At 35.6% G+C, this 22,114-nt stretch carries 25 protein-coding genes and 2 pseudogenes; 17 read left to right on the top strand and 10 right to left on the bottom strand.

Features of this window, described 5'->3' with window-relative positions:
• Positions 1-32 precede the first annotated feature (32 nt).
• The gene (locus KYI10_09330; GenBank protein QYA33958.2) at positions 33-1,175 is read left to right on the top strand and encodes a glycosyl hydrolase family 28-related protein; all 1,143 of its coding nucleotides are present in this window, start codon (positions 33-35) and stop codon (positions 1,173-1,175) included.
• A gap of 141 nt (positions 1,176-1,316) precedes the next feature.
• On the opposite strand, the gene KYI10_12655 is transcribed toward KYI10_09330, so the two are convergent.
• Positions 1,317-1,526 carry a hypothetical protein gene (locus KYI10_12655; protein ID XBW67564.1) on the bottom strand — a complete coding sequence of 70 codons (210 nt, stop codon included), beginning with the start codon at positions 1,524-1,526 and terminating at the stop codon, positions 1,317-1,319.
• 450 nt (positions 1,527-1,976) lie between these two features.
• Here KYI10_12655 and KYI10_09325 point away from each other — a divergent pair, with 450 nt between their 5' ends.
• Both KYI10_09325 and KYI10_12650 read left to right on the top strand, forming a co-directional pair.
• On the top strand, positions 1,977-2,144 hold the full coding sequence (locus KYI10_09325; protein ID QYA32533.1) for a hypothetical protein: 168 nt from the start codon (positions 1,977-1,979) through the stop codon (positions 2,142-2,144).
• A gap of 54 nt (positions 2,145-2,198) precedes the next feature.
• On the top strand, positions 2,199-2,393 hold the full coding sequence (locus KYI10_12650) for a hypothetical protein (protein ID XBW67563.1): 195 nt from the start codon (positions 2,199-2,201) through the stop codon (positions 2,391-2,393).
• 247 nt (positions 2,394-2,640) lie between these two features.
• On the opposite strand, the gene KYI10_09320 is transcribed toward KYI10_12650, so the two are convergent.
• Positions 2,641-3,504, bottom strand: coding sequence for an IS3 family transposase (locus KYI10_09320; GenBank protein QYA33957.2), 864 nt, complete (start codon positions 3,502-3,504; stop codon positions 2,641-2,643).
• Positions 3,505-3,515: 11 nt separating this feature from the next.
• Positions 3,516-4,043 (bottom strand): transposase, encoded by a 528-nt coding sequence (locus KYI10_09315; GenBank protein ID QYA32532.1) that lies wholly within the window; start codon positions 4,041-4,043, stop codon positions 3,516-3,518.
• A gap of 38 nt (positions 4,044-4,081) precedes the next feature.
• Between KYI10_09315 and KYI10_09310 the strand changes: the two are divergent.
• From KYI10_09310 to KYI10_09300, 3 genes and pseudogenes are all read left to right on the top strand, one after another.
• Positions 4,082-4,156 (top strand): annotated as a pseudogene (locus KYI10_09310) (IS6 family transposase).
• A gap of 73 nt (positions 4,157-4,229) precedes the next feature.
• A complete protein-coding gene (locus KYI10_09305) occupies positions 4,230-4,574 on the top strand; it encodes a glucose PTS transporter subunit EIIB (protein ID QYA33956.1) in 345 nt (114 codons plus the stop codon).
• Between the two features lie 80 nt (positions 4,575-4,654).
• Positions 4,655-4,789, top strand: a complete 135-nt coding sequence (locus KYI10_09300; protein QYA33955.1) for a PTS glucose transporter subunit IIA — start codon at positions 4,655-4,657, stop codon at positions 4,787-4,789.
• Between the two features lie 200 nt (positions 4,790-4,989).
• Here KYI10_09300 and KYI10_09295 read toward each other — a convergent pair whose 3' ends face one another.
• Both KYI10_09295 and KYI10_09290 read right to left on the bottom strand, forming a co-directional pair.
• Entirely contained in the window at positions 4,990-5,541 is a 552-nt protein-coding gene (locus KYI10_09295) for a recombinase family protein (GenBank protein ID QYA32531.1), read from the bottom strand.
• Positions 5,542-5,794: 253 nt separating this feature from the next.
• Positions 5,795-7,720 (bottom strand): heavy metal translocating P-type ATPase, encoded by a 1,926-nt coding sequence (locus KYI10_09290; GenBank protein ID QYA32530.1) that lies wholly within the window; start codon positions 7,718-7,720, stop codon positions 5,795-5,797.
• Between the two features lie 367 nt (positions 7,721-8,087).
• Between KYI10_09290 and KYI10_09285 the strand changes: the two genes are divergently transcribed.
• On the top strand, positions 8,088-8,402 hold the full coding sequence (locus tag KYI10_09285; protein ID QYA32529.1) for a metalloregulator ArsR/SmtB family transcription factor: 315 nt from the start codon (positions 8,088-8,090) through the stop codon (positions 8,400-8,402).
• Between the two features lie 73 nt (positions 8,403-8,475).
• Here KYI10_09285 and KYI10_09280 read toward each other — a convergent pair.
• The 5 genes and pseudogenes from KYI10_09280 to KYI10_09260 all read right to left on the bottom strand — a co-directional run bounded on the left by KYI10_09280 (position 8,476) and on the right by KYI10_09260 (position 12,504).
• Positions 8,476-8,562, bottom strand: a pseudogene (locus tag KYI10_09280) (IS6 family transposase).
• 12 nt (positions 8,563-8,574) lie between these two features.
• Positions 8,575-9,438, bottom strand: coding sequence for an IS3 family transposase (locus KYI10_09275; protein ID QYA33954.2), 864 nt, complete (start codon positions 9,436-9,438; stop codon positions 8,575-8,577).
• Positions 9,439-9,449: 11 nt separating this feature from the next.
• A complete protein-coding gene (locus tag KYI10_09270; protein ID QYA32528.1) occupies positions 9,450-9,977 on the bottom strand; it encodes a transposase in 528 nt (175 codons plus the stop codon).
• A gap of 315 nt (positions 9,978-10,292) precedes the next feature.
• On the bottom strand, positions 10,293-11,336 hold the full coding sequence (locus KYI10_09265) for a nitric oxide synthase oxygenase (GenBank protein QYA32527.1): 1,044 nt from the start codon (positions 11,334-11,336) through the stop codon (positions 10,293-10,295).
• Between the two features lies 1 nt (position 11,337).
• A complete protein-coding gene (locus KYI10_09260) occupies positions 11,338-12,504 on the bottom strand; it encodes an MFS transporter (GenBank protein QYA32526.1) in 1,167 nt (388 codons plus the stop codon).
• Between the two features lie 107 nt (positions 12,505-12,611).
• On the opposite strand from KYI10_09260, the gene KYI10_09255 reads away from it, so the two are divergent.
• The 10 genes from KYI10_09255 to pcrA all read left to right on the top strand — a co-directional run bounded on the left by KYI10_09255 (position 12,612) and on the right by pcrA (position 22,113).
• On the top strand, positions 12,612-14,069 hold the full coding sequence (locus tag KYI10_09255; GenBank protein ID QYA32525.1) for a nicotinate phosphoribosyltransferase: 1,458 nt from the start codon (positions 12,612-12,614) through the stop codon (positions 14,067-14,069).
• The gene (nadE, locus tag KYI10_09250) at positions 14,070-14,888 is read left to right on the top strand and encodes an ammonia-dependent NAD(+) synthetase (GenBank protein ID QYA32524.1); all 819 of its coding nucleotides are present in this window, start codon (positions 14,070-14,072) and stop codon (positions 14,886-14,888) included. It abuts the gene before it with no gap.
• Positions 14,889-14,955: 67 nt separating this feature from the next.
• Positions 14,956-15,522 (top strand): DUF2179 domain-containing protein, encoded by a 567-nt coding sequence (locus KYI10_09245; GenBank protein ID QYA32523.1) that lies wholly within the window; start codon positions 14,956-14,958, stop codon positions 15,520-15,522.
• On the top strand, positions 15,512-15,685 hold the full coding sequence (locus KYI10_09240; protein QYA33953.1) for an NETI motif-containing protein: 174 nt from the start codon (positions 15,512-15,514) through the stop codon (positions 15,683-15,685). The genes KYI10_09245 and KYI10_09240 overlap by 11 nt, the downstream gene beginning before the upstream one ends.
• Before the next feature lie 182 nt (positions 15,686-15,867).
• Complete coding sequence (gene purB / locus KYI10_09235; protein QYA32522.1) at positions 15,868-17,163, top strand: adenylosuccinate lyase; 1,296 nt, start codon at positions 15,868-15,870, stop codon at positions 17,161-17,163.
• A gap of 263 nt (positions 17,164-17,426) precedes the next feature.
• The gene (locus tag KYI10_09230) at positions 17,427-17,723 is read left to right on the top strand and encodes a YerC/YecD family TrpR-related protein (protein QYA32521.1); all 297 of its coding nucleotides are present in this window, start codon (positions 17,427-17,429) and stop codon (positions 17,721-17,723) included.
• 89 nt (positions 17,724-17,812) lie between these two features.
• Positions 17,813-18,496: a M15 family metallopeptidase gene (locus KYI10_09225; GenBank protein QYA32520.1), complete on the top strand. Its 684-nt coding sequence runs from the start codon at positions 17,813-17,815 to the stop codon at positions 18,494-18,496.
• 13 nt (positions 18,497-18,509) lie between these two features.
• Positions 18,510-19,160 carry a M15 family metallopeptidase gene (locus KYI10_09220; protein ID QYA32519.1) on the top strand — a complete coding sequence of 217 codons (651 nt, stop codon included), beginning with the start codon at positions 18,510-18,512 and terminating at the stop codon, positions 19,158-19,160.
• Between the two features lie 104 nt (positions 19,161-19,264).
• On the top strand, positions 19,265-19,948 hold the full coding sequence (locus KYI10_09215; GenBank protein ID QYA32518.1) for a heptaprenylglyceryl phosphate synthase: 684 nt from the start codon (positions 19,265-19,267) through the stop codon (positions 19,946-19,948).
• On the top strand, positions 19,948-22,113 hold the full coding sequence (gene pcrA / locus KYI10_09210; protein QYA32517.1) for a DNA helicase PcrA: 2,166 nt from the start codon (positions 19,948-19,950) through the stop codon (positions 22,111-22,113). The genes KYI10_09215 and pcrA overlap by 1 nt, the downstream gene beginning before the upstream one ends.
• Position 22,114: the final 1 nt, after the last annotated feature.

Below are 22,114 nucleotides of genomic sequence, written 5' to 3'. Positions count from 1 at the left end.
ATACTCAACATTATAATATAAAAGAGATGTAGGTGGAATTATTGAAAAAAGTAAACGTGTTAAATTATGGCGCAAAAGGTAAAAATATTATCTTTGATACGATAGGATTTCAGCGCGCACTTAATATAGCAAAGCAACATCCCGTAAAAATATATGTTCCAGAAGGTAAGTATTACATATCAAAGGAACTTGTTATTTACAAACATACGCACTTACATCTGCATAAAGATGCAGAAATTATCAGGATGAGTCCGTTTGCACTGCTTAAGAATGGGAATAAAGGCGATCAGTTTAAAGGATATGATGGCAACAGTTTCATTACAATTGAAGGAGGCACATTCAACCAGAACGGCCACGTGCTGAACTTTAACAACACGATTATGTCGCTTGGGCATGCGCGAGAAATAACGATTAAAGATGTTACATTCAAAAACGTTGTACAAGGACATGCCATCGATGCGTGCGGCTTAGATGGATTTAAAGTAACAGGATGTAAGTTTCTCGGATTTCGCGATGACAGTGGAGCGCGTGCATTCAGTGAAGCGATTCAGATTGACCTGCAGCTGAAAGATTCGTTTCCAAAGTTTGGTGCATACGATGCAACGCCGACGAAAAATGTTATTATCGAAAATTGCTATTTCGGAAACTCTGGAGATCCCTTAATGAAACCATGGAACCGTGCGATCGGCTCACATGCGAGTCATCACGAAGTTTACTATGAAAACATAACAGTGCGAAATAATATATTCGAAGGTATGGGCGACTATGCACTGACATTCCTAAAATCAAAAGTACTGCATATTCACGACAATGAATTTATCGACTGTGCAGGCGGTATTCGATACCGTTCAACAAAAAGTGGTAAGTATACGACAGACTTAACCGGTCATGTGCATAAAGGAGCAGCGGGAGAGCTTACAGTTATTAGACGAAACACATTTAAAGGCATTAAAGAAAAACATGCAATACTCTTCCAAAGCTATGAAGGAACTAAAAATAAAGATATCTATATCGTCGACAATGACTTTGAAAACGACGCATGCTCTGTGAAAATAGGACACGCAACCCACGTTGTCTGTGCACAAAATAAGAATCTGAATAATATTAAGAAAGAAGCGGTAGATGACTTCTTTGATGTGATTGAAGTCGCATCAGAGAATGTAGGGGAGAAGTAATTATTATCTCGTTAGAAGTTTTAAAATACTTCAAATTTTCTTCTGCAAATAAGGCATTTTTATAGCTTTATAATGAAAGTCAAACGATCCCTCATTTGATTTATCCTTTAAATAATTTTTTAATTAATAAATATGATTGTTTTAATTACTTCGATTAAGTTTTTTAATATTGTATTCTTTAAAAATGTATAAGACAACTAAGAAAAATAAAGCAAATGGAATAACATTATGTGAAACTTCAGACCATTCCCATATTGAATTAGTTGTTATGTAGCTCATAAAGAATTGAACTAATAATGCACCTATAAATATACTTAAACTGATTAAAATAACATCTTTATTTGTTTTCATATTTAAGATCATCCTTTAAAAATTAAATTTTTAATTATATATAAATGTCGAAATAAAACAATTTATTTTTATAATTAACATTGATCTAGTCTATTGAAGATAAAAGAAAAAGGCAATTAAATTAGCGGTTAGATTGTTTGTGTGAATTATTGTTATTACCCAAGTTAAAAAGAATTAATAAATATAGTAGGAAATATGATATGAACCAAGTATCTAAATGATCTTGTTGAATTTGCATTGTTGCAAAAACTAACATAAGAATTCCGAAAATTAATTTTATTATCTGTTTTAAAGAATTTTTTAACATAATTATAGAATACCTCTTATTATTTATTTATAATTAATTATAAACATAAATGTAAAAAACATTACAATTACTATTAAATAATTTAATTATAGTTGTAATAGTCTTATAATATCCTGAGATATTTAATAAGGGTGGTGTCCAGAATGTTTGAAAAAGAAATTAGATATACAGATACAGGTGAAAGGATAAAACCAGGAGATAAAGTGATTATTGAATTTGTATATCCTGAAAAACTCAATTATGTCGGAAGAACTGATAAAGTACTAAAGCAAATAATTGAAGAAAACAATGGGACGATTAAAAAGAAGTAATGCAAAATGGATATGCTAAGATATCCTTAACAACTATATAAGGGGGTCCATATAATGAAACTAGATAAATTAATCAATTTATTATTTATTATATTTGTTATTGTTATCTTTATGCATATACCTAATAACATTTTTGATTGGCATATTAAAACTCAAATAAGAACAATACAAATTATTATCGCAATTGTTATCTTCATTTTATATTTTATTAATATATTTATTAAATATAATAAAGAGAAAAATCGTTAATTAAGGTATCTGTATGATATATAACTTCGATTAAAGGAGAGAGAACAATGAATTAGCACTGATGCTAATTCTTTTTCCGGTATTTGTGGCAATTTTATATATGAATAAGAAGAAAAAGGAGAAATGAATAATTCTGACATTATATAATAATATGTTAGAATTATATTAACGAATATAATAAATATCATCATAACATCAGAAAACCCCACGTTGGCCGTGTAGTGAACCCAAAAAGTTGAACTTTTTATTAAGCTACTTTCATTAAAGCAAGATTTCTGTATTCTACAGGAGTCTTGCTTTTTAATTTTCTCTTCTTTCTGACTAAATTATAATACTCCATATAGTCAATAATCTCCTCTTCTAGTTCATCATAAGAATCAAATGTTTCTCCATAAAACATTTCTTGTTTTAAAATACCAAAGAAATTCTCCATCGGAGAATTATCAAGACAATTACCTTTTCTAGACATGCTTTGAATAATTCTATTCTTTTTCAAAGATTGTACCCAAGATTTATGCTGATATTGCCACCCTTGATCGGAATGGATTGTAGTTCTATAGGGAAGGTCTGGAATTACATTAATTGCTTTTAACAATGATTCCATAACGAATTCCAATGTTGGACGCTTACTAATTGAATAAGAAATAATCTCTTTCGAACATACATCAAAAATTGTTGACAGATATAGCTTAGTTCCATTTTTAATGTTGAATTGTGTTACATCAGTAAGTAATTTTTGATATGGGCGATTAGTTACGAATCTGCGATTCAATTTATTCTTAGCTGTTTTGCCAACTTTCCCTTTGTACGACTTATATGTTCTATTTCTATGCTTAAACTTTGTACAAAGTAAATTATTTTCTCTCATTATTCTAAGAACTTTTTTATGGTTAACTACAAAACCTAACTCTCTTAGTTCGTCGGTTACTGTACGATAACCTATCCTATTTTTATGTTTGTTAATGATTTCTTTAATCAAAGTAATTAAATAATTGTCTTTATGTTTAGTGACACTAAGTCGTAATTTCCAATAATGGTATACACTTTTCGCTATCATAGCTACTGATAATATTTCTTTTAACTTATAGTTAGATTCATTCCTTAACTCAATAATAGCAGCTACTATTTCTTTGTTTGATTTTTTCGAGCTAAGGATTGTAACTTTTTTTCGAGAGCAATTGCGATTTCTAATCTCCTGTTTTCCTCACGTAAGCGTATTAATTCTTGTCGTTCACTTTCGTTTAAACTAGTGTTATCAACCTTTTTATTTTTCATAGTTTTAGACGCACGACCCTTCGGTTTTGATTCTAAACCTAGGATACCATATTGATTGTATTTCATCTGCCACTGAGCTATTAAAGTAGGATTAGTAATATCAAAGATTCTAGCAGTTTCTTTATATGAAAGTTGATTAGTAATTCTATACTGAATGATTCTTAATTTTTCATCTGTTGAATATTTCTTTCTGGTCATACTGGATATAAGACCGTCAATACCGAAGGTATCAAATTGGTAAGTCCATGTTTTTAGTTGTGAAGGATCGATATCATATTTGTTACTTAATGAATCATAACCAATATTTCCTTCTTTATATTCTTTGATTAGTTTTAATTTAAAATCAAGATCATGCTTTTTATTTAAAATAAACACCCCTAAAGTTGAATTTTAAGGTTCAACTTTAGGGGTGCACTTCAAAAGAAGGCACTCTCTTCGGGTTTTCGGTCTGTACTGAAATCAAGGTATTATTGGGAATCCCAGCTTAAATCATAGATACCGTAAGGGATTTTATTCTTTATTTAAAACTTTGCAACAGAACCTTTTTGTTTATATTATTTTATTTTTAAATTTGCTATTATTAAATGGAATTTAAAAACTCCAGGTAGAGAAGTAGAGGATGTTGTTATTTCTGGTACTGTTGAAAATACTACAGATTCTAAAGAGCTTTTAGAAGCGATCATTGTTGCTGTCGGTGGTAAAGATAATATTGAAAAAGTAGATGCTTGTTTTACACGTTTGAGAATAACTTTAAAAGAGCCAAGTAAAATTGAATCAAGTACTCATTTCACGGAAAAACTAGGGGCAAATGGTGTTGTTAATGTTCCATCTGGTATTCAAATTATTTATGGTAATAAAGCAGCAGTCTATAAGACAGAAATGAGAGAATTACTAGAAATGGAGTAATTGTTTCTTTGAAGGGAAGATAAAGTGTGAATTTATTTTAAAAATTTAAAAAGAAGACGAACCAATTAACCCTACATAGCATAAATACAGGGGTATTTGTTCCAATTACAGAGGTGAAAGATGATGTGTTTTCTCAGAAAATGTTAGGGGATGGTTTTGCTATTAGACCTAATATAAAAGAGGTATATTCACCGATTAGTGGTAGAAGCATTTAGAGGGTCAGGATACCCTGATATGCCAGAGTTAGAACTGGCTCCTCATTTAGATTGGTATAAAGATGTAGATATACGTAAAGAATACAATTGAGTTATATAATATCTGTAGAATCGAATAAACTAAAACGCATTTTAAGACTGTTTCGTGGAGAGTCATCCACTCGGAGATTCGAAACTGCCTTAAAATGCTTTTTTTTTTACTATTTTAAATATCGATAGAGTGTAGCTTTACTAATACCAGTCATTTCCGTAATTTCTTTTACACTATATTCCTGACTGTCATATAGTTTCACTGCTCTTTCAATATCTCGTTGATTAACGCGTGGGCGACCACCTTTTCTACCTCTAGCCCGCGCGCTTTTTAAACCTTCTTTCGTACGCTCTACAATCAAATCACGCTCAAACTGACTGAATGCTTGGAAAACGGTCATCATTAAGCGTCCTTGGGGTGTACTAGTATCGAAGTTTTCTTTCAGACTTACAAGCTTCACTTTATGCTCTTCAAAGTAAGTAACGAGATCAATTAAATCTTTAGTACTACGACCTAGACGCGAGAAACTTTCCACTATAACTGTGTCTCCAGGGCGTATCTTATCTTTTAGTCGGTTCAGCTGAGGCCGATCGGATTTTGTTCCAGTCATTTTTTCAGTAAGGATCTCATTGCAATTTTGTTCATTGAGTAAATCTAGTTGTCGGTTTAACTCTTGTGATCGTGTACTCACTCTAGCATAGCCATATATATATCCATTCATAAAACTCATCCTTTTTTTGATTTTATTGTATCATAAATGGTGGTTAAAGATTCATACATAAAGAAAAAAGTTTTGATACTGAAAAGGACTACTTTTTTAGTAAAAAAACAGTCCTTAAAAATCGTATCATAATCGATTATTTTTGAGACAAAGTAATTTATAAAAAATATGCCTCTAACGTTTTTAGAACGTTAAAGGCATATTAACTTCAGACAGTTATTACTATACCCTAGCTTTATGGGTTTTGATAGAATTAATTAGATTTTAATAAACGAAGTCCATTCAGAATAACGACCAACGTACTTCCTTCATGAAGGAAGACACTAATTGCAATATCCGTCAAACCTAAGAAACTAGCAATAATTAAAAAGACAACAACGGCCATTGAGAAAAAAATATTTTGCCAAATGACACGATTCATTTTGGTTGCAATATTATGAGATTGTACCAATTTGGATAAATTATTCTGCATTAAAACCAAATCAGACACTTCTACTGCTACATCTGTTCCTTCCCCCATGGCAATACCTACATCTGCATTAACAAGGGCAGGGGCATCATTTACACCATCACCCACCATTGCTGTTACGCCGTATTTCTCTTTTTGCTCGTCAATAATTCGAGATTTATCTTCTGGCATGACATTCGCGATTACTTCATCTATTCCTAATTGTTCTGCAACTGCTTTTCCTGTCATTTCTGAGTCACCAGTAATTAAAGTGGTGTGTATGCCGTGTTCTTTAAAGTAATTAATAGTTTCTTTTGCATGTTCACTTGGAATGTCCATGAGAGCTATAAGTCCAATGACATTCTCATCTTCTGCTACGTATACGACTGTCTTACCTTCTGATGCCCATTCCTTATTTAAACGAATATATTCATTTTCAACATTGTCAAACGAAGTTGGTTTTCCAATCCGATAATTTCTTCCGTTATAATCTCCCGTCAACCCTTTACCAATCTGATTTTCTACTTCAATGGTAAGCTTATTTTTTTGTTCAAACTTTCTTAGAATGGCATCTGCTAAAGGGTGATTGGATTCTTTTTCAAGAGCCACTACGATATCAATAATATTTTCTTCATTCACAGAATCGGCAAAATAATAATTGGTTACTTCTGGTTTTCCTTTGGTCAAAGTTCCCGTCTTATCAAACGCAATTGCTTGAGTATCAGCTAATTGAGACAGATAAGAACTACCTTTTGAAAGGACACCTTTTTTGGCCAGGTTAGAGGTTGTTGATAAGGTTACCGATACGGTAGCTGCTGCTAAAGCACAGGGTGAAGCTGCAACTAAAAGAACCAATCCCCTATAAATACTTTGTGACCATGTCCAATCAAGTAGAACAGGAGCCAATAACACGAACAGGGGAATGGCAATTAAAACAACTGTGACGTATTTCGGTTCGAATTTTTGGATAATACTCGCAGCTTTTGTTTGATTATCTTGGTTCTGGTTCACTAATTGTAAAATTTTTGAAAATACTGTATCTTCGTTTTCTTTGGTGACTTCCATTGTAAATGTGCCTGTCCCATTAATCGTACTCCCAAAAACGGTATCTCCTTTTGTTTTTTCATTGGGTATACTTTCACCATTAATAGACGATTCATCAATGGAAGTAGAGCCAGATAAAATGACTCCATCAATGGGTACTTGGTCACCGTTTAGTACTTGAAGTTGGTCCCCAACTGTTAATTCACTGACGTCAACAATCTTTGTATTCCCATCAGGCAAAATTAACCGAGCAGTTGTTGGGTTCATTTCGAGTAATTTCGTTATTTCTCGTCTACTTCTTCCTTCAGCGTAATCTTCCAGGAAATGTGCGCCTGAAAAAATGAGAATCAACAACGTTCCTTCCCAAAAATTCCCTATCGCTGAAGCTCCTATAGCCGCTAATCCCATTAAAATATGAGAATTAGGCGTAAACTTATTATTTGCTTTTGTATTCTCAATTGTCTCTCCAAGACCTTCCAGAACAATGACATGATAGCCCGCACTAATTGTGGCGAGTGAGAACATGATGTTTTTAGTTAATTGATATTCTCCACTTAAGAACAATGCAACAATTGCCAATGCCAAACCAATAAAGTATAGAATAATAGGCATCTTCCCGTGATTGTGATCATGGTCGTGGTTATGTTTCTCTTTTTCCTGTGAATGTTGCTCTTTGGTAGTTTCCATTTCTATCACCTTTCTATTAAATTTCTTTGATTTTTGTTGACTTTTTTGTGCCTTGCAAATTCTGAGCTCGTTTGTTTGCTTAAGTAAGGCAAGGATTCATATGGTTTGGGCTTATCCAGTCTCCATCTCCTTTTATTTGTAAATCGGAATGATTATGATAAAGATATGAAGTTACATTCATATGTTTACAAAATCATATTAACTCACTGTATGAGTTTTGTCAAGACAAGATGCTTCTTATTCAAATGGACTACTATTGCTGATACAAAAGTCTTAATTTTGTCTATAAACAAAAAACTAGCATCGTTTTACTCATGTGGTATTATATATATATGAATGGAAAATCATGTGAGAGGAATAAGATCATATGGATACATCAACAACTTCGCCAATCAATAAAGAGAAGATCCAATCAATAAGCAAAGTATTCAAAGTGATTAGTGACCCTACACGCTTGTCAATTCTCTTTCTTTTACAGAAAGAAGAGCTCAGTGTTGGAAACATTGTGCTTGCATTGGATATGGAACAGTCCGCGATTTCACACCAACTAAAAATATTGAAAGATTCACGTTTAGTGAAGGCAAGAAGAGAAGGGAAAAGCATGGTTTACAGTCTTGATGATCTTCATGTTTTCAGTATTCTCGAACAAGTCTTAACTCATATCAATGAACAAGAACAATAAAAGCTAATAAGGTATAAAAGGTTCTGTTGCAAAGTTTTAAATAAAGAATAAAATCCCTTACGGTATCTATGATTTAAGCTGGGATTCCCAATAATACCTTGATTTCAGTACAGACCGAAAACCCGAAGAGAGTGCCTTCTTTTGTAGTGAACCCAAAAAGTTGAACTTTTTATTAAGCTACTTTCATTAAAGCAAGATTTCTGTATTCTACAGGAGTCTTGCTTTTTAATTTTCTCTTCTTTCTGACTAAATTATAATACTCCATATAGTCAATAATCTCCTCTTCTAGTTCATCATAAGAATCAAATGTTTCTCCATAAAACATTTCTTGTTTTAAAATACCAAAGAAATTCTCCATCGGAGAATTATCAAGACAATTACCTTTTCTAGACATGCTTTGAATAATTCTATTCTTTTTCAAAGATTGTACCCAAGATTTATGCTGATATTGCCACCCTTGATCGGAATGGATTGTAGTTCTATAGGGAAGGTCTGGAATTACATTAATTGCTTTTAACAATGATTCCATAACGAATTCCAATGTTGGACGCTTACTAATTGAATAAGAAATAATCTCTTTCGAACATACATCAAAAATTGTTGACAGATATAGCTTAGTTCCATTTTTAATGTTGAATTGTGTTACATCAGTAAGTAATTTTTGATATGGGCGATTAGTTACGAATCTGCGATTCAATTTATTCTTAGCTGTTTTGCCAACTTTCCCTTTGTACGACTTATATGTTCTATTTCTATGCTTAAACTTTGTACAAAGTAAATTATTTTCTCTCATTATTCTAAGAACTTTTTTATGGTTAACTACAAAACCTAACTCTCTTAGTTCGTCGGTTACTGTACGATAACCTATCCTATTTTTATGTTTGTTAATGATTTCTTTAATCAAAGTAATTAAATAATTGTCTTTATGTTTAGTGACACTAAGTCGTAATTTCCAATAATGGTATACACTTTTCGCTATCATAGCTACTGATAATATTTCTTTTAACTTATAGTTAGATTCATTCCTTAACTCAATAATAGCAGCTACTATTTCTTTGTTTGATTTTTTCGAGCTAAGGATTGTAACTTTTTTTCGAGAGCAATTGCGATTTCTAATCTCCTGTTTTCCTCACGTAAGCGTATTAATTCTTGTCGTTCACTTTCGTTTAAACTAGTGTTATCAACCTTTTTATTTTTCATAGTTTTAGACGCACGACCCTTCGGTTTTGATTCTAAACCTAGGATACCATATTGATTGTATTTCATCTGCCACTGAGCTATTAAAGTAGGATTAGTAATATCAAAGATTCTAGCAGTTTCTTTATATGAAAGTTGATTAGTAATTCTATACTGAATGATTCTTAATTTTTCATCTGTTGAATATTTCTTTCTGGTCATACTGGATATAAGACCGTCAATACCGAAGGTATCAAATTGGTAAGTCCATGTTTTTAGTTGTGAAAGATCGATATCATATTTGTTACTTAATGAATCATAACCAATATTTCCTTCTTTATATTCTTTGATTAGTTTTAATTTAAAATCAAGATCATGCTTTTTATTCAAAATAAACACCCCTAAAGTTGAATTTTAAGGTTCAACTTTAGGGGTGCACTTCACCGACGTGGGGTTTTTGTCTATCCTTTTATCTTATCATAGATGTAGTTTACTGCTAGTCCTGTGATAATAGGACAGATCAGTGCTGTAAAACGAATATAACAACTTCAAACATGACACTAGCACCTTCTTTGCATATGAAAGGTGTGGTGCTTAAATAGACTATCACATATCTATTGATAAATTTATAAAGTTACAATGATTAAAACATAGAATAAACATAAATAGTGCTACGCATTGAGTATGTTGAGACACTAAATTTATATTCAAATCTCACATAAACGGGCATTTGCCAACCTTTTTCTTGTAATAGAAATTCGGGGTGTTGTATATATTCTTATAACCTTTATGGAAGTTGTGCACGATTGATGGAGAGATCGGTGGTATGAGCCAAGTCCAGTCTCCCGTTACACTTCTGCCTTCGTCCGCTTCATTTTGTTCGAAGCGTGCGAATTGTCTACTTGCGGTATAGTGATCCACAATTGAGACACCTTGCTGTTTGAATGAGTGATATACCGCATAGTTCATCTCTACAACGGTTCTGTCTCTCCAGTAACTTGTTGTTGTCGTCGTATCGAATCCGAATGCTTCTGCGATTTCTTTCATCTTGTCATAACGGTAGTCATCGAGGAAGTTCCTGCTTGCGATTTCGCTTTCCATATACCAACCATTAAATGGAACTAGCGGGTATGTGATTCCGCCAATTTTTAAGTCCATACTTGAAATAATCGGTACCGCATACCATGCGAGATTTAATTGATTGAATGCTTCGTGTTCCGGGTGTGTGATAGTAACTTCTTTAATGATGTCCGGGTTGATTTCATATGTCTTAAATGTGCCATCAATCGAATACAGAAGAGGTAAGAACTTACCGAAATTTGTATACCCTGTATGTTCGATGAGTGCTTTCGTCTCACGCACAATCGGGTCATCACTATAACGGATGAGCTGGTCGTTATAGAGGTTTATTCGCTGTTTATTTGCATCAGCAAATATTGTAATTGTCGGTATGATCATTCCATCGTTCGTTGCGCTATCAATATGATGTTCGATTGCTTCGATAAATGCTGCTTCACTTTCAATATGTCTGTTATCTATAACTTTCAACTTATCCCAGAATAGTCTGCCGATACAGCGATTGCTGTTACGCCATGCAACGCGTGCGCCGTATTCCAGTTCTTCAAATGTATGTGTATATGTACCTGTTTCTTCTATTTCTCTTTCTACTTCTTTAATACGTGCTTTCATTAATTGTTCGCTGAAGCACTGTTCTTTATAGAATTGTGTAATGAAAGCTTTTGCTTCATTGATGACCATGTCATCCCTCATTTCTAATTGTCAGTCGTTTTCTGTAATCATAAATTGTAGCCATACTGATGAGTAGGAGTATGACAGCAATAAAGCTGAAAAATTGTGTGTTGTGCGAGAACTGAATCGTCATCCCGCCGATAATCGGTCCTGTAATACTACCGACACTGAATATGAGCCCGCACATTAAATTTCCTGCTGGCAAGAGTACTTTCGGTGTGATTTCTGTCATCAATGTCACGCCTAGTGAATAAAGTGACCCGATAAAAATTCCGGCGATAAAGAAAAGAGCGAGTAATACATAACCATTACTTGTAAAGAATTGACATAATATAAAGATACACGCACCGATAAATGTCACGATGGATAACAGCACATTACGATTTACTTTATCTGAAATCATACCTAAGGGTATTTGAAACAGAATTGCACCTAAACTATACGCAGGAATGATTAAGATGATTAAGTTTACATCGACGCCATTTTTCATGGCGAACACCGGGAAATTGCTGTTTAAACATGCTTCCAGCACACCATACATCATAGGAAATAAGAATGCGACCCAGCTCGTCTTCATCACCTTGCCGAAGTTTGCAGTTGTGTTCTTTAGTGAAATGTTCGAGGTCTGAACTTCAGGATACTGGTTTTTCAGTAATAGTATTAAACTGCAGGCACATAACGTGAGTAAACTGCTTGCTACAAAAGGCAGTGCTTCATGTATGTCATACAGTTTAGATAATAACGGTCCGACCATAAAACCTGCTGAAAAACTAAGACCATAAATTGAAATGATACGTCCGAGTTTATGTCTCGGTGTTGATTCTGTAAGCCATGATTGCGTTGAGAAGTGCAGCATATTATCCCCCACCCCGACAAGCAATCTTAATATGAACCAGATCGTCATATTCTTAAGTATCGGAAAGAGTCCGAGCGACAAGAATATGATGGCTCCTCCTATAATAATAAGGTTCTTATAACCGAACTTTCTGAGTAATCCTTCTAAGAATAATGAGGCTAAAAAGACGCCGATGTATATGGATGAGGCATGAAGTCCGTTGACGAATGTCGATACATTATCGTGCTCGAAGATAATCGCGATGAGTGGCAACAGCATCCCTTGAGTCATGCCGGAAATTGATACGATGATAGATAAAATGATGAAATTTTTCTTGAACATATGATGCCTCCTTGCATTAATTGTAACAGAATGTTAAAGCGATGCCTAAATGAATTCACTATGGTAATATGAAATTAATATGAGCTTATTGAATAGGGGAGAAGAGGATGTACAACTACCAAGATGATAGCTTGATGTTACACACAGATCTATACCAGATTAATATGGGAGAAACATACTGGAATGATGGTATTCATGAGCAGACTGCAGTATTTGATGTCTATTTTCGTAGCATGCCGTTTGATAATGGATATGCAGTGTTTGCAGGTCTTGAACGCGTGATAGAGTATGTGAAAGGTTTCAAGTTCTCAGAAACAGATATCGCATATTTGAAGACTCTCGGCTACAAAGAGGACTATTTGTCTTATTTGAAGGATTTGAAGTTTACAGGTAATATCCGTGCGATGCAGGAAGGGGAAGTATGTTTCAACAATGAGCCGTTATTACGAATAGAAGCACCTTTAATTCAGGCGCAGCTACTTGAGACAGCGATATTGAACATCGTCAACTTCCAAGTATTGATTGCAACGAAGGCAAGCCGTATTAAACAGGTTGTTGGCGATGAAATCGTCATGGAGTTCGGAACACGCCGTGCTCAGGAATTAGATGCAGCAATCTGGGGAACACGTGCAGCGTATATCGCGGGGTTTGACTCAACAAGTAATGTGCGTGCGGGCAAATTGTTCGGTATTCCGGTTGCCGGAACACACGCACATGCGATGGTTCAAGCCTATGATGATGAGTATGTGGCGTTTAAGAAATATGCAGAACGTCATAAAAACTGTGTGTTCCTGGTGGATACTTTCCATACACTGAAATCAGGTATGCCGAATGCTATTCGTGTTGCTAAAGAGTTAGGCGATAAGATTAATTTCGTCGGAATTCGCCTTGACTCAGGTGACTTAGCATATCTTTCAAAGGAAGCACGTCGCATGCTCGATGAAGCAGGTTTTCCTGATGCTAAAATATTTGCATCTAATGATCTAGACGAAGAAACGATTATTGCACTCAAACAGCAAGGGGCTAAGATTACAGCGTGGGGTATCGGTACGAAACTCATTACAGCATTCGATCAGCCGGCACTTGGTGCAGTATACAAACTTGTTGCAATAGAGAATAAAGCAGGGCAACTAGAAGATCGTATCAAAATTTCAAATAATGCAGAAAAGGTGACGACTCCTGGTAAGAAGAAGGTATATCGTATTATCAACAATCAGACAAATAAGTCTGAAGGAGATTATATTACACTGGACTTTGAAGATCCCTCTAAAGAGAAACCATTAAAGATGTTCCATCCGATTCATACGTATAAGCAAAAGTGGATCAATGATTTTACTGCGAGAGACTTGCATCAGGACATCTTTGTAGGTGGAAAACTTGTATATGAAGTGCCATCACTGGAAGTGTCACGTAAGTACTTACAGGATAATTTGAATCTTCTGTGGGAAGAGGCGATTCGTTATTTGAATCCCGAAGAGTATCCAGTAGATCTGAGCTTATTATGCTGGGAAAATAAAAATCAGGAAATTTATGAAGTTTCCAATAAGGTGAAAGAAGTGAAATAGATGCTCCAACAACAAATTATTGAAATATTAAAGACAAAGCCATCCATTGATGCCGGAGAAGAAACGCGTGAAATCATTAACTTTATCAAGACATATGTTCAGCGCTATCCTTTTATAAAATCACTAGTGCTTGGAATTTCAGGAGGACAGGATTCAACACTTTGCGGTAAGCTTTGCCAGATGGCGGTGGATGAACTCAAGTCAGAGCGCGATATCGAATTTATTGCAGTGCGATTACCATACGGTGTTCAAAAAGACGAACAGGATTGCGAAGATGCAATAGCTTTTATTCAACCTGACAAAGTAATTACGATTAATATTAAAAAAGCTGTAGATGCTAGTATTGAAACATTGAAAAGAGCAGAAATTACGTTAACAGATTTCCAAAAAGGTAATGAAAAAGCACGTGAACGTATGAAGGCACAGTACTCGATCGCCGCTGCAACGGAAGGCATAGTTATCGGAACAGATCATGCGGCAGAAAGTATTACAGGGTTCTACACGAAATTTGGAGATGGCGGAGCCGACATATTCCCCCTTGCCGGCTTAAATAAGCGTCAAGGTAAATCTATCCTGAAGTATCTAGGTTGTCCGGTTCATCTATATGAAAAAGTTCCGACAGCTGACCTGGAAGAAGATAAACCACAATTGCCTGACGAAGTCGCACTCGGTGTGACTTATGAAGCAATCGATGACTACCTTGAAGGTAAGACAGTAGATGCTGAGTCTCGAGAAAAGATAGAAAGTCATTATATAAAAACTCAGCATAAGCGTATGCTTCCGATCACACGTTATTCAATCGAGGAACTCATAAAATAAATTACCATTGCAAACCCTTATCTTCAGTAGTAGAATTTAAGAATGATTTTTTATAGGGGGGATTACAGTGCCGGCAATAGATAACCCATGGATTACCGTGCTATTAATATTTGTTATCAATATTTTTTATGTATCGTTCTTAACGATGCGTATGATTCTGACACTTAAAGGTTATAGATATCTCGCAGCCTTTGTTTCAGTATTAGAAGTACTTGTCTATATCGTAGGATTAGGTATGGTAATGAATGGTCTAGATAAGATAGAAAACATCATCGCTTATGCATTAGGATTTGGTGCAGGGATTATTGTAGGGATGAAGATTGAAGAAATGATTGCATTAGGCTATATCGTTATCAATGTGACGACTGCGGAATATGACAAGGAAATTCCGAAAACTTTGCGTGACCTAGGTTACGGTGTAACGCACTATGCAGCACATGGTCGTGATGGTGATCGTCTTGTAATGCAAATTTTAACTCCACGTCGTTTTGAACTTAAATTAATGGACACAGTGAAGCAGCTTGATCCGAAAGCATTTATCATTGCATATGAGCCTAAGAATATTCATGGTGGATTCTGGGTTAAAGGTGTGCGCAGTAAAAAGTTAAAGGCGTATGATACAGATGAAGTTTGAAGTTAAAGACAATGAAACAATTACACAATGTTTAGAACGCATGAAGCAAGCAGGTTATGCACCAGTAAAAAGATTTCAAAAGCCAATTTTTCGTGAAAATGAAAAAGGTGAAATAGAAGTGTATAAAGAACAGATTATTTTTACTGGTAAAAAGATTCAATAATGAAAATCGGTCCGTTCAGGGCCGTTTTTTTTAATGAGAATTTTATCTCATCGAAATATCTGTTAAAATAGAAGGTGTAGCATAAAATACACGAACTTTATAAATGAATAAATAAAAAATGTACGGAATTTTAAAAGTTTGTTATACTGATTAAGATAAAACATTTACGGAGGAATCTATTCATGATTGAACGTTATTCAAGAGAAGAGATGTCAAACATCTGGACGGAACAAAACAGATTTGAGGCTTGGTTAGAAGTTGAGATACTTGCAAGTGAAGCTTGGGCAGAATTAGGATATATCCCTAAAGAAGATGTGAAGTTAATCCGTCAGAATGCTCGTGTTGATGTTGAACGCGCAAAAGAAATTGAGATGGAAACACGTCATGACGTTGTTGCTTTTACACGTCAAGTATCTGAAACATTAGGAGAAGAGAAGAAATGGGTGCACTACGGTTTAACGAGTACAGATGTAGTGGATACAGCGTTAAGCTATGTGATTAAACAAGCGAATGACATTATCGAGAAAGATCTTGAAAGGTTCATCGAAGTATTAAAACAAAAAGCATTAAAGCATAAAACAACACTCATGATGGGTAGAACGCACGGTGTACATGCTGAACCGACAACATTCGGTTTAAAGATGGCGTTATGGTACATGGAAATGCAGCGTAACTTAAAGCGTTTTAAAGAAGTGCGTAAAGAAATCGAAGTTGGTAAGATGAGTGGCGCAGTAGGTACGTTTGCAAACATTCCACCTGAAATTGAAAGCTATGTTTGTGAGAAATTAGGATTAGGATATGCTGAAATTTCAACACAGACGCTGCAACGTGACCGTCATGCTTACTACATTGCTACATTAAGCTTAATTGCTACATCAATTGAGAAGTTTGCAGTAGAAGTACGTGGTCTCCAAAAGACTGAAACACGTGAAGTTGAAGAAGCATTTGCTAAAGGTCAAAAAGGATCTTCTGCAATGCCGCATAAGCGTAATCCAATCGGTTCAGAGAATGTTACAGGTATCGCACGTGTTATTCGTGGCTACTTAACAACAGCTTACGAAAATGTACCATTATGGCATGAACGTGATATTTCACATTCATCTGCTGAACGTATTATGTTACCGGACGTAACGATTGCGTTAGACTACATGTTAAATCGTTTCACGAACATCATCGATAACTTAACAGTTTACGAAGATAACATGAAAGCAAATATGGAGAAGACATTCGGCTTAATCTACTCACAACGCGTCATGCTTACGTTAATCGATAAAGGTATGGTTCGTGAAGAAGCGTACGATACTGTTCAACCGAAAGCGATGGAATCATGGGCAACGAAGACGCCATTCCGTGAGCTAGTTGAGCAAGATAGCAAGATTACTGACTTATTATCGAAAGAAGAACTTGATGAGTGTTTCAACGAGAATCACCATTTAAATCAAATCGATACATTGTTCCGCCGCGCTGGATTAGAATAAATCACACTTTATTAAACCGCTTACGATTGTAGGCGGTTTTTTACTTTAAAGAATTAAAGTTTCGTGGTTTAATAAAGGTATATTGAAATACAATAGGATGTACGGCAATGTATAAGGAACTTGATTATATTAAAGATTGGATAATCGTATAAAAGGAATCGAAATCAATGATCAGTTTCGGAAAGCTAAATGTTTTATCTGTACTTCTATATATTGCTGATATAAAATTATACTATGAAAGAGTTTGAAGGGAGCTGAGTATTTTGCAAATTGACAAACTTAGAGGGAAGCAACTGGATGACTTATTTGATGCTATACTGACACTTAAGACACGCGAAGAATGTTATTTGTTCTTTGATGATTTATGTACAGTGAATGAATTACAGTCGTTATCCCAACGTCTGCTTGTTGCGAAAATGATTAAGCAAGGACATACGTATGCTTCTATTGAAAAGGAATCAGGTGCATCTACCGCTACTATTTCACGCGTGAAACGTTCACTTCAATGGGGGAACGATGCATATACGCTCGTCTTAAATCGATTGGATGAAGAAGAATAACGTAGACAATTAATATTTACAGGTACTGGGTCTTTATTGATTCGGTACTTTTTTCATCATATAATAGAAAAATGAAAAGAGGAGAATCTGTGAGAAAATTATTTGTAATACTGTTGTCGGCAATGCTGCTTACTGCTTGCCAAGAGGGTAAAGCACCTGTTGAAACTAAAGACAAGACTCAAAACAATAAAAAAGAAACGGTACAAGTTAAAGAAAAGCAAGGAGCAACGACACATCACAAAGAAATAAAAGACGGAATCACCTATATCGATGGAATTCTCATCGTAAATAAAGATATAGCACTTCCAAAAACGTATCATCCAGATGTGAGTCAGGTGGCAAATCAGCATTTAAATGAGTTGATCGCTGCAGGGAACGAAGACGGATTAAACTTCGTACTCCGTAGTGCCTTTAGAAGTTATGAGACGCAAGCATCACTATATAACCAGTATGTTACAAGAGATGGACAGAAGAAGGCAGACACCTATAGTGCACGCCCTGGTCATTCTGAACATCAGACGGGACTTGCATTTGATTTAGGTAATATTGAAGGCACAGACGATTTTATGGAATCTTTTGAGGATACAAAAGAAGGTAAGTGGCTGAAAAGTCATGCCCATGAATATGGGTTCATCATACGATATCCGAAAGGAAAAACTGATATTACGGGGTACCAGTATGAACCGTGGCATTTAAGATATCTAGGGCAACCTACAGCGGAGAAGGTATATGAAAGTGGCCTCACATTAGAAGAATATCTCGGTCTAAAATAAGGGGTTAAACAGCATGAAGAAATTACTCATCATCATTATTGTGTGTTTAGCTGCCTGTTCAAATGAACAAGTTGTCACACAGAAAGACACATATGTAGCATCACCGAAATATGAACGCATAACGCGTAATGGCGTTACATATATTAATGATATACTCATCGTTAATAAGAAAATTAGATTGCCTGCTGATTTCAATCCTGGAGAGAATCGATACGCGCGTATGAAATTAGATCAGATGATTAAAGATGCCAAGAAAGATAAAGAATATCTCGTTGTAAGAAGTGGCTATCGTTCTTATCAGATGCAGGAAAAACTATATAAAGAGTTTAAAGCACGAGATGCGAATGCAGACACTTATAGTGCACGCCCTGGTTACTCTGAACATCAGACAGGACTTTCCTTTGATATTGGCTCTGTTGACTCTGCGAAAGATTTAACGATTTCATTTGGTGATACGACTGAAGGAGAATGGCTGGCACAAAATGCACATAAATATGGATTTATCATCAGGTATCCTGAAGGTAAGTCAAATATTACAGGGTATCAGTATGAGTCATGGCATGTGCGATATGTTGGCACAAAGATTGCAAAAGATATATTTACTAAGAACATAACACTTGAAGAATATCTTGGATTATACCCGAAAGATCAGACAGTACAATAATAGAGAGCATGAGAAGAAATTGTAAAATCTCATCCTCTCTTTTTTTAATGTTATGAATGATAAATGATATAATATACAATAATAATATTTAAAGGAGAGACATTATGTACGAAGTGAAAGATTGGCAACATGTATTTAAGTTAGATCCAGCGAAAGAAATTAGCGATGCACACCTGGAGCTTATTTGCGAGTCAGGAACAGATGCCATCTTTATCGGTGGATCTGATAATGTAACGGTAGATAATGTACTCGATTTAATGAGCCGTGTAAGGAGATATACAGTCCCTTGCGTACTAGAATTATCGACTTTGGAAAGTGCGATACCAGGATTTGATCATTATATGATTCCTTCTGTACTTAATAGTTCGGATGTAGCGTTTCACAATGGAATACTGCACGAAGCAATTAAACAGTTCGGTCATATGATTGATTATGACCTGTTTACATTAGAGGGCTATATTGTACTTAACAAAGAGAGTAAAGTGGCGCAGCTAACGAAGGCGAATACAGTATTATCGACAGAGGATATTGAAGCCTATGCTGAGATGATTGAGGAAGTATATAAGCTGAAGACAATGTATATAGAATATAGCGGAACCTATGGTGATGTGGAAATGGTTAAGGCTGCAAAACGAAAACTGAAATCTACGCGTCTGATATATGGTGGAGGTATTGATTCACGCGCACGCGCACAAGAGATGCTTGAAGTCGCAGATACAATTGTCGTTGGGAACGTCATCTATACAGATATTAAGGCAGCATTACAAACAGTAAAGGTAGGATTATAATGAATGATTTATTAAAACATATGAATGAAGAGCAGCGTCAGGCAGTGATGACGACAGAAGGCCCACTTCTTATAATGGCAGGAGCAGGTTCTGGTAAGACACGCGTGCTGACACATCGCATCGCTTATTTAATTGACGAGAAAGATGTTTCACCTTATAAGATTCTAGCAATCACATTTACGAATAAAGCGGCGAAAGAAATGAAAGAACGTGTCAAGAAGATTATCGGTGACGAGAGTGATGTTATCTGGATATCAACATTCCACTCGATGTGTGTCCGTATATTAAGACGTGATATTGACCGTATCGGTATTGAGCGTAACTTTACGATATTAGACCCAACAGATCAGCGTTCTGTCGTTAAGGATATATTAAAGCGTGAGAATATCGATCCGAAGAAGTATGATCCACGTATGTTCGTTGCAGAAATTTCGAACTTAAAGAATGAAATGAAATCACCTGATGATGCGATTGAGGCAGCGAGTGACTTTATGAGTATGATGATCAGCAAAGTTTATGCAGAGTACCAGCGCGTGCTGCTTAAGAATCATGCACTGGACTTTGACGACCTCATTATGACGACGATTCAACTGTTTGAACGTGTCCCTGAAGTTCTGGATTATTACCAGTCGAAGTTTCAGTATATCCATGTCGACGAGTATCAGGATACAAATAGAGCGCAGTATCTGCTCGTGAAGATGCTTGCCGATAAATTTAAGAATATTTGTGTCGTCGGTGACTCGGATCAGTCGATATACGGATGGCGTGGGGCAGATATTTATAACATCTTAAGCTTTGAAGATGATTATAAAGATGCTAAGACGATCTTTTTAGAACGTAATTATCGCTCGACGAAAAATATTCTGTTTGCTGCAAATGAAGTGATCAAAAATAATACAGAACGCAAACCGAAAGCACTTTGGACAGACAACGACCATGGCTCTAAGATCAACTACTATAAAGCGATGTCAGAACGTGCAGAAGCGGAGTATATCGTTTCAGAGATATTGAAGAAAAAGCGTGAAAACTATGCGCTTAGTGATATGGCAATACTGTATCGAACGAATGCACAGTCTCGTGTTATCGAGGAAACGCTGATGAAATCAAACATCAGCTATACGATGGTCGGAGGCACAAAGTTCTATGACAGAAAAGAAATTAAAGACCTGCTTAGTTATCTTCGCCTTGTTGCTAATAGCAACGAAGATATCAGTTTTACGCGAATTATCAATACACCAAAACGCGGTATAGGGCCTGGTGCACTGGATAAGATTATCGCTTATGCAGAGCATAATGGTCTGAGTTACTTTGATGCACTAGCTGAAGTAGATTTTATCGGACTGCCGAAGAAGACGACAGAGAAACTCGTTGAATTCTATACAATGATGGACAACTTAATGAAGCAGCAGGAATTCTTATCTATTACGGAATTAACCCAGACACTGCTCGATAAATCGGGTTATATGAAGATGCTTGAAGCAGAGAATACTTTAGAATCACAGTCACGTATTGAGAACATTCAGGAGTTTATGAATGTGCCGAAAGATTATGAAAAGGACACGCCAGTTGAAGAACAGTCCTTAATTAATTTCCTGACAGATTTACAACTCGTTGCAGATGTTGACAATGCAGATTTAGAAGCGGGAGTTACGCTGATGACGATGCACTCAGCAAAGGGCTTAGAGTTTAAAGTCGTCTTTGTTGCAGGTCTTGAAGAGTCGATATTCCCGCATAGCCGTAGCTTGAATAGTGATAGCGAGATGGAAGAGGAACGTCGTTTAATGTACGTTGCAATTACAAGGGCAGAAGAACATCTTTATTTATCTCATGCTGAGATGCGTAACTTATTCGGCCGAACACAAGCGAATAAGAAGTCGAGATTTATCTCTGAAATTCCAGAGGATATTCTGGATATACCAGTAGCGAGAAAGTTTCCAGCAGGTGTTAAACGCGGACCAGCACGTAGAATGACGCAAGCGGCTTCTGCTGCTCAAGCTCAAGCTACCTATAAAGTTGGTGACAAAGTAATGCATAAATCATGGGGAGAAGGATTAATCAGCAATGTGACGGATAAAGGTGGTTCAACAGAACTGGATATCATCTTCAAATCTGTAGGGATGAAGCGACTGTTAAGCCAGTTTGCCCCAATTGAAAAGAAGGAGTAAT

Origin of the sequence: Macrococcus sp. 19Msa1099 (assembly GCA_019357535.2) — a bacterium.
In the GTDB taxonomy this organism is placed as follows: Bacteria; Bacillota; Bacilli; order Staphylococcales; family Staphylococcaceae; genus Macrococcoides; species Macrococcoides psychrotolerans.
The sequence above is the reverse complement of the archived record's forward strand: the minus strand, read 5'-3'. Positions and strand labels throughout refer to the sequence as shown.

Bases quoted from the DNA above. Each gene is read 5' to 3' on its own strand.
- KYI10_09260 (QYA32526.1), bottom strand. From the start codon at position 12,504: ATGTTCAAGAAAAATTTCATCATTTTATCTATCATCGTATCAATTTCC.
- KYI10_12650 (XBW67563.1), top strand. From the start codon at position 2,199: ATGAAACTAGATAAATTAATCAATTTATTATTTATTATATTTGTTATT.
- KYI10_12655 (XBW67564.1), bottom strand. From the start codon at position 1,526: ATGAAAACAAATAAAGATGTTATTTTAATCAGTTTAAGTATATTTATA.
- KYI10_09255 (QYA32525.1), top strand. From the start codon at position 12,612: ATGTACAACTACCAAGATGATAGCTTGATGTTACACACAGATCTATAC.
- pcrA (QYA32517.1), top strand. From the start codon at position 19,948: ATGAATGATTTATTAAAACATATGAATGAAGAGCAGCGTCAGGCAGTG.
- KYI10_09215 (QYA32518.1), top strand. From the start codon at position 19,265: ATGTACGAAGTGAAAGATTGGCAACATGTATTTAAGTTAGATCCAGCG.
- purB (QYA32522.1), top strand. From the start codon at position 15,868: ATGATTGAACGTTATTCAAGAGAAGAGATGTCAAACATCTGGACGGAA.
- KYI10_09325 (QYA32533.1), top strand. From the start codon at position 1,977: ATGTTTGAAAAAGAAATTAGATATACAGATACAGGTGAAAGGATAAAA.
- KYI10_09220 (QYA32519.1), top strand. From the start codon at position 18,510: ATGAAGAAATTACTCATCATCATTATTGTGTGTTTAGCTGCCTGTTCA.
- KYI10_09265 (QYA32527.1), bottom strand. From the start codon at position 11,336: ATGGTCATCAATGAAGCAAAAGCTTTCATTACACAATTCTATAAAGAA.
- KYI10_09240 (QYA33953.1), top strand. From the start codon at position 15,512: ATGAAGTTTGAAGTTAAAGACAATGAAACAATTACACAATGTTTAGAA.
- KYI10_09295 (QYA32531.1), bottom strand. From the start codon at position 5,541: ATGAATGGATATATATATGGCTATGCTAGAGTGAGTACACGATCACAA.
- KYI10_09285 (QYA32529.1), top strand. From the start codon at position 8,088: ATGGATACATCAACAACTTCGCCAATCAATAAAGAGAAGATCCAATCA.
- KYI10_09290 (QYA32530.1), bottom strand. From the start codon at position 7,720: ATGGAAACTACCAAAGAGCAACATTCACAGGAAAAAGAGAAACATAAC.
- nadE (QYA32524.1), top strand. From the start codon at position 14,070: ATGCTCCAACAACAAATTATTGAAATATTAAAGACAAAGCCATCCATT.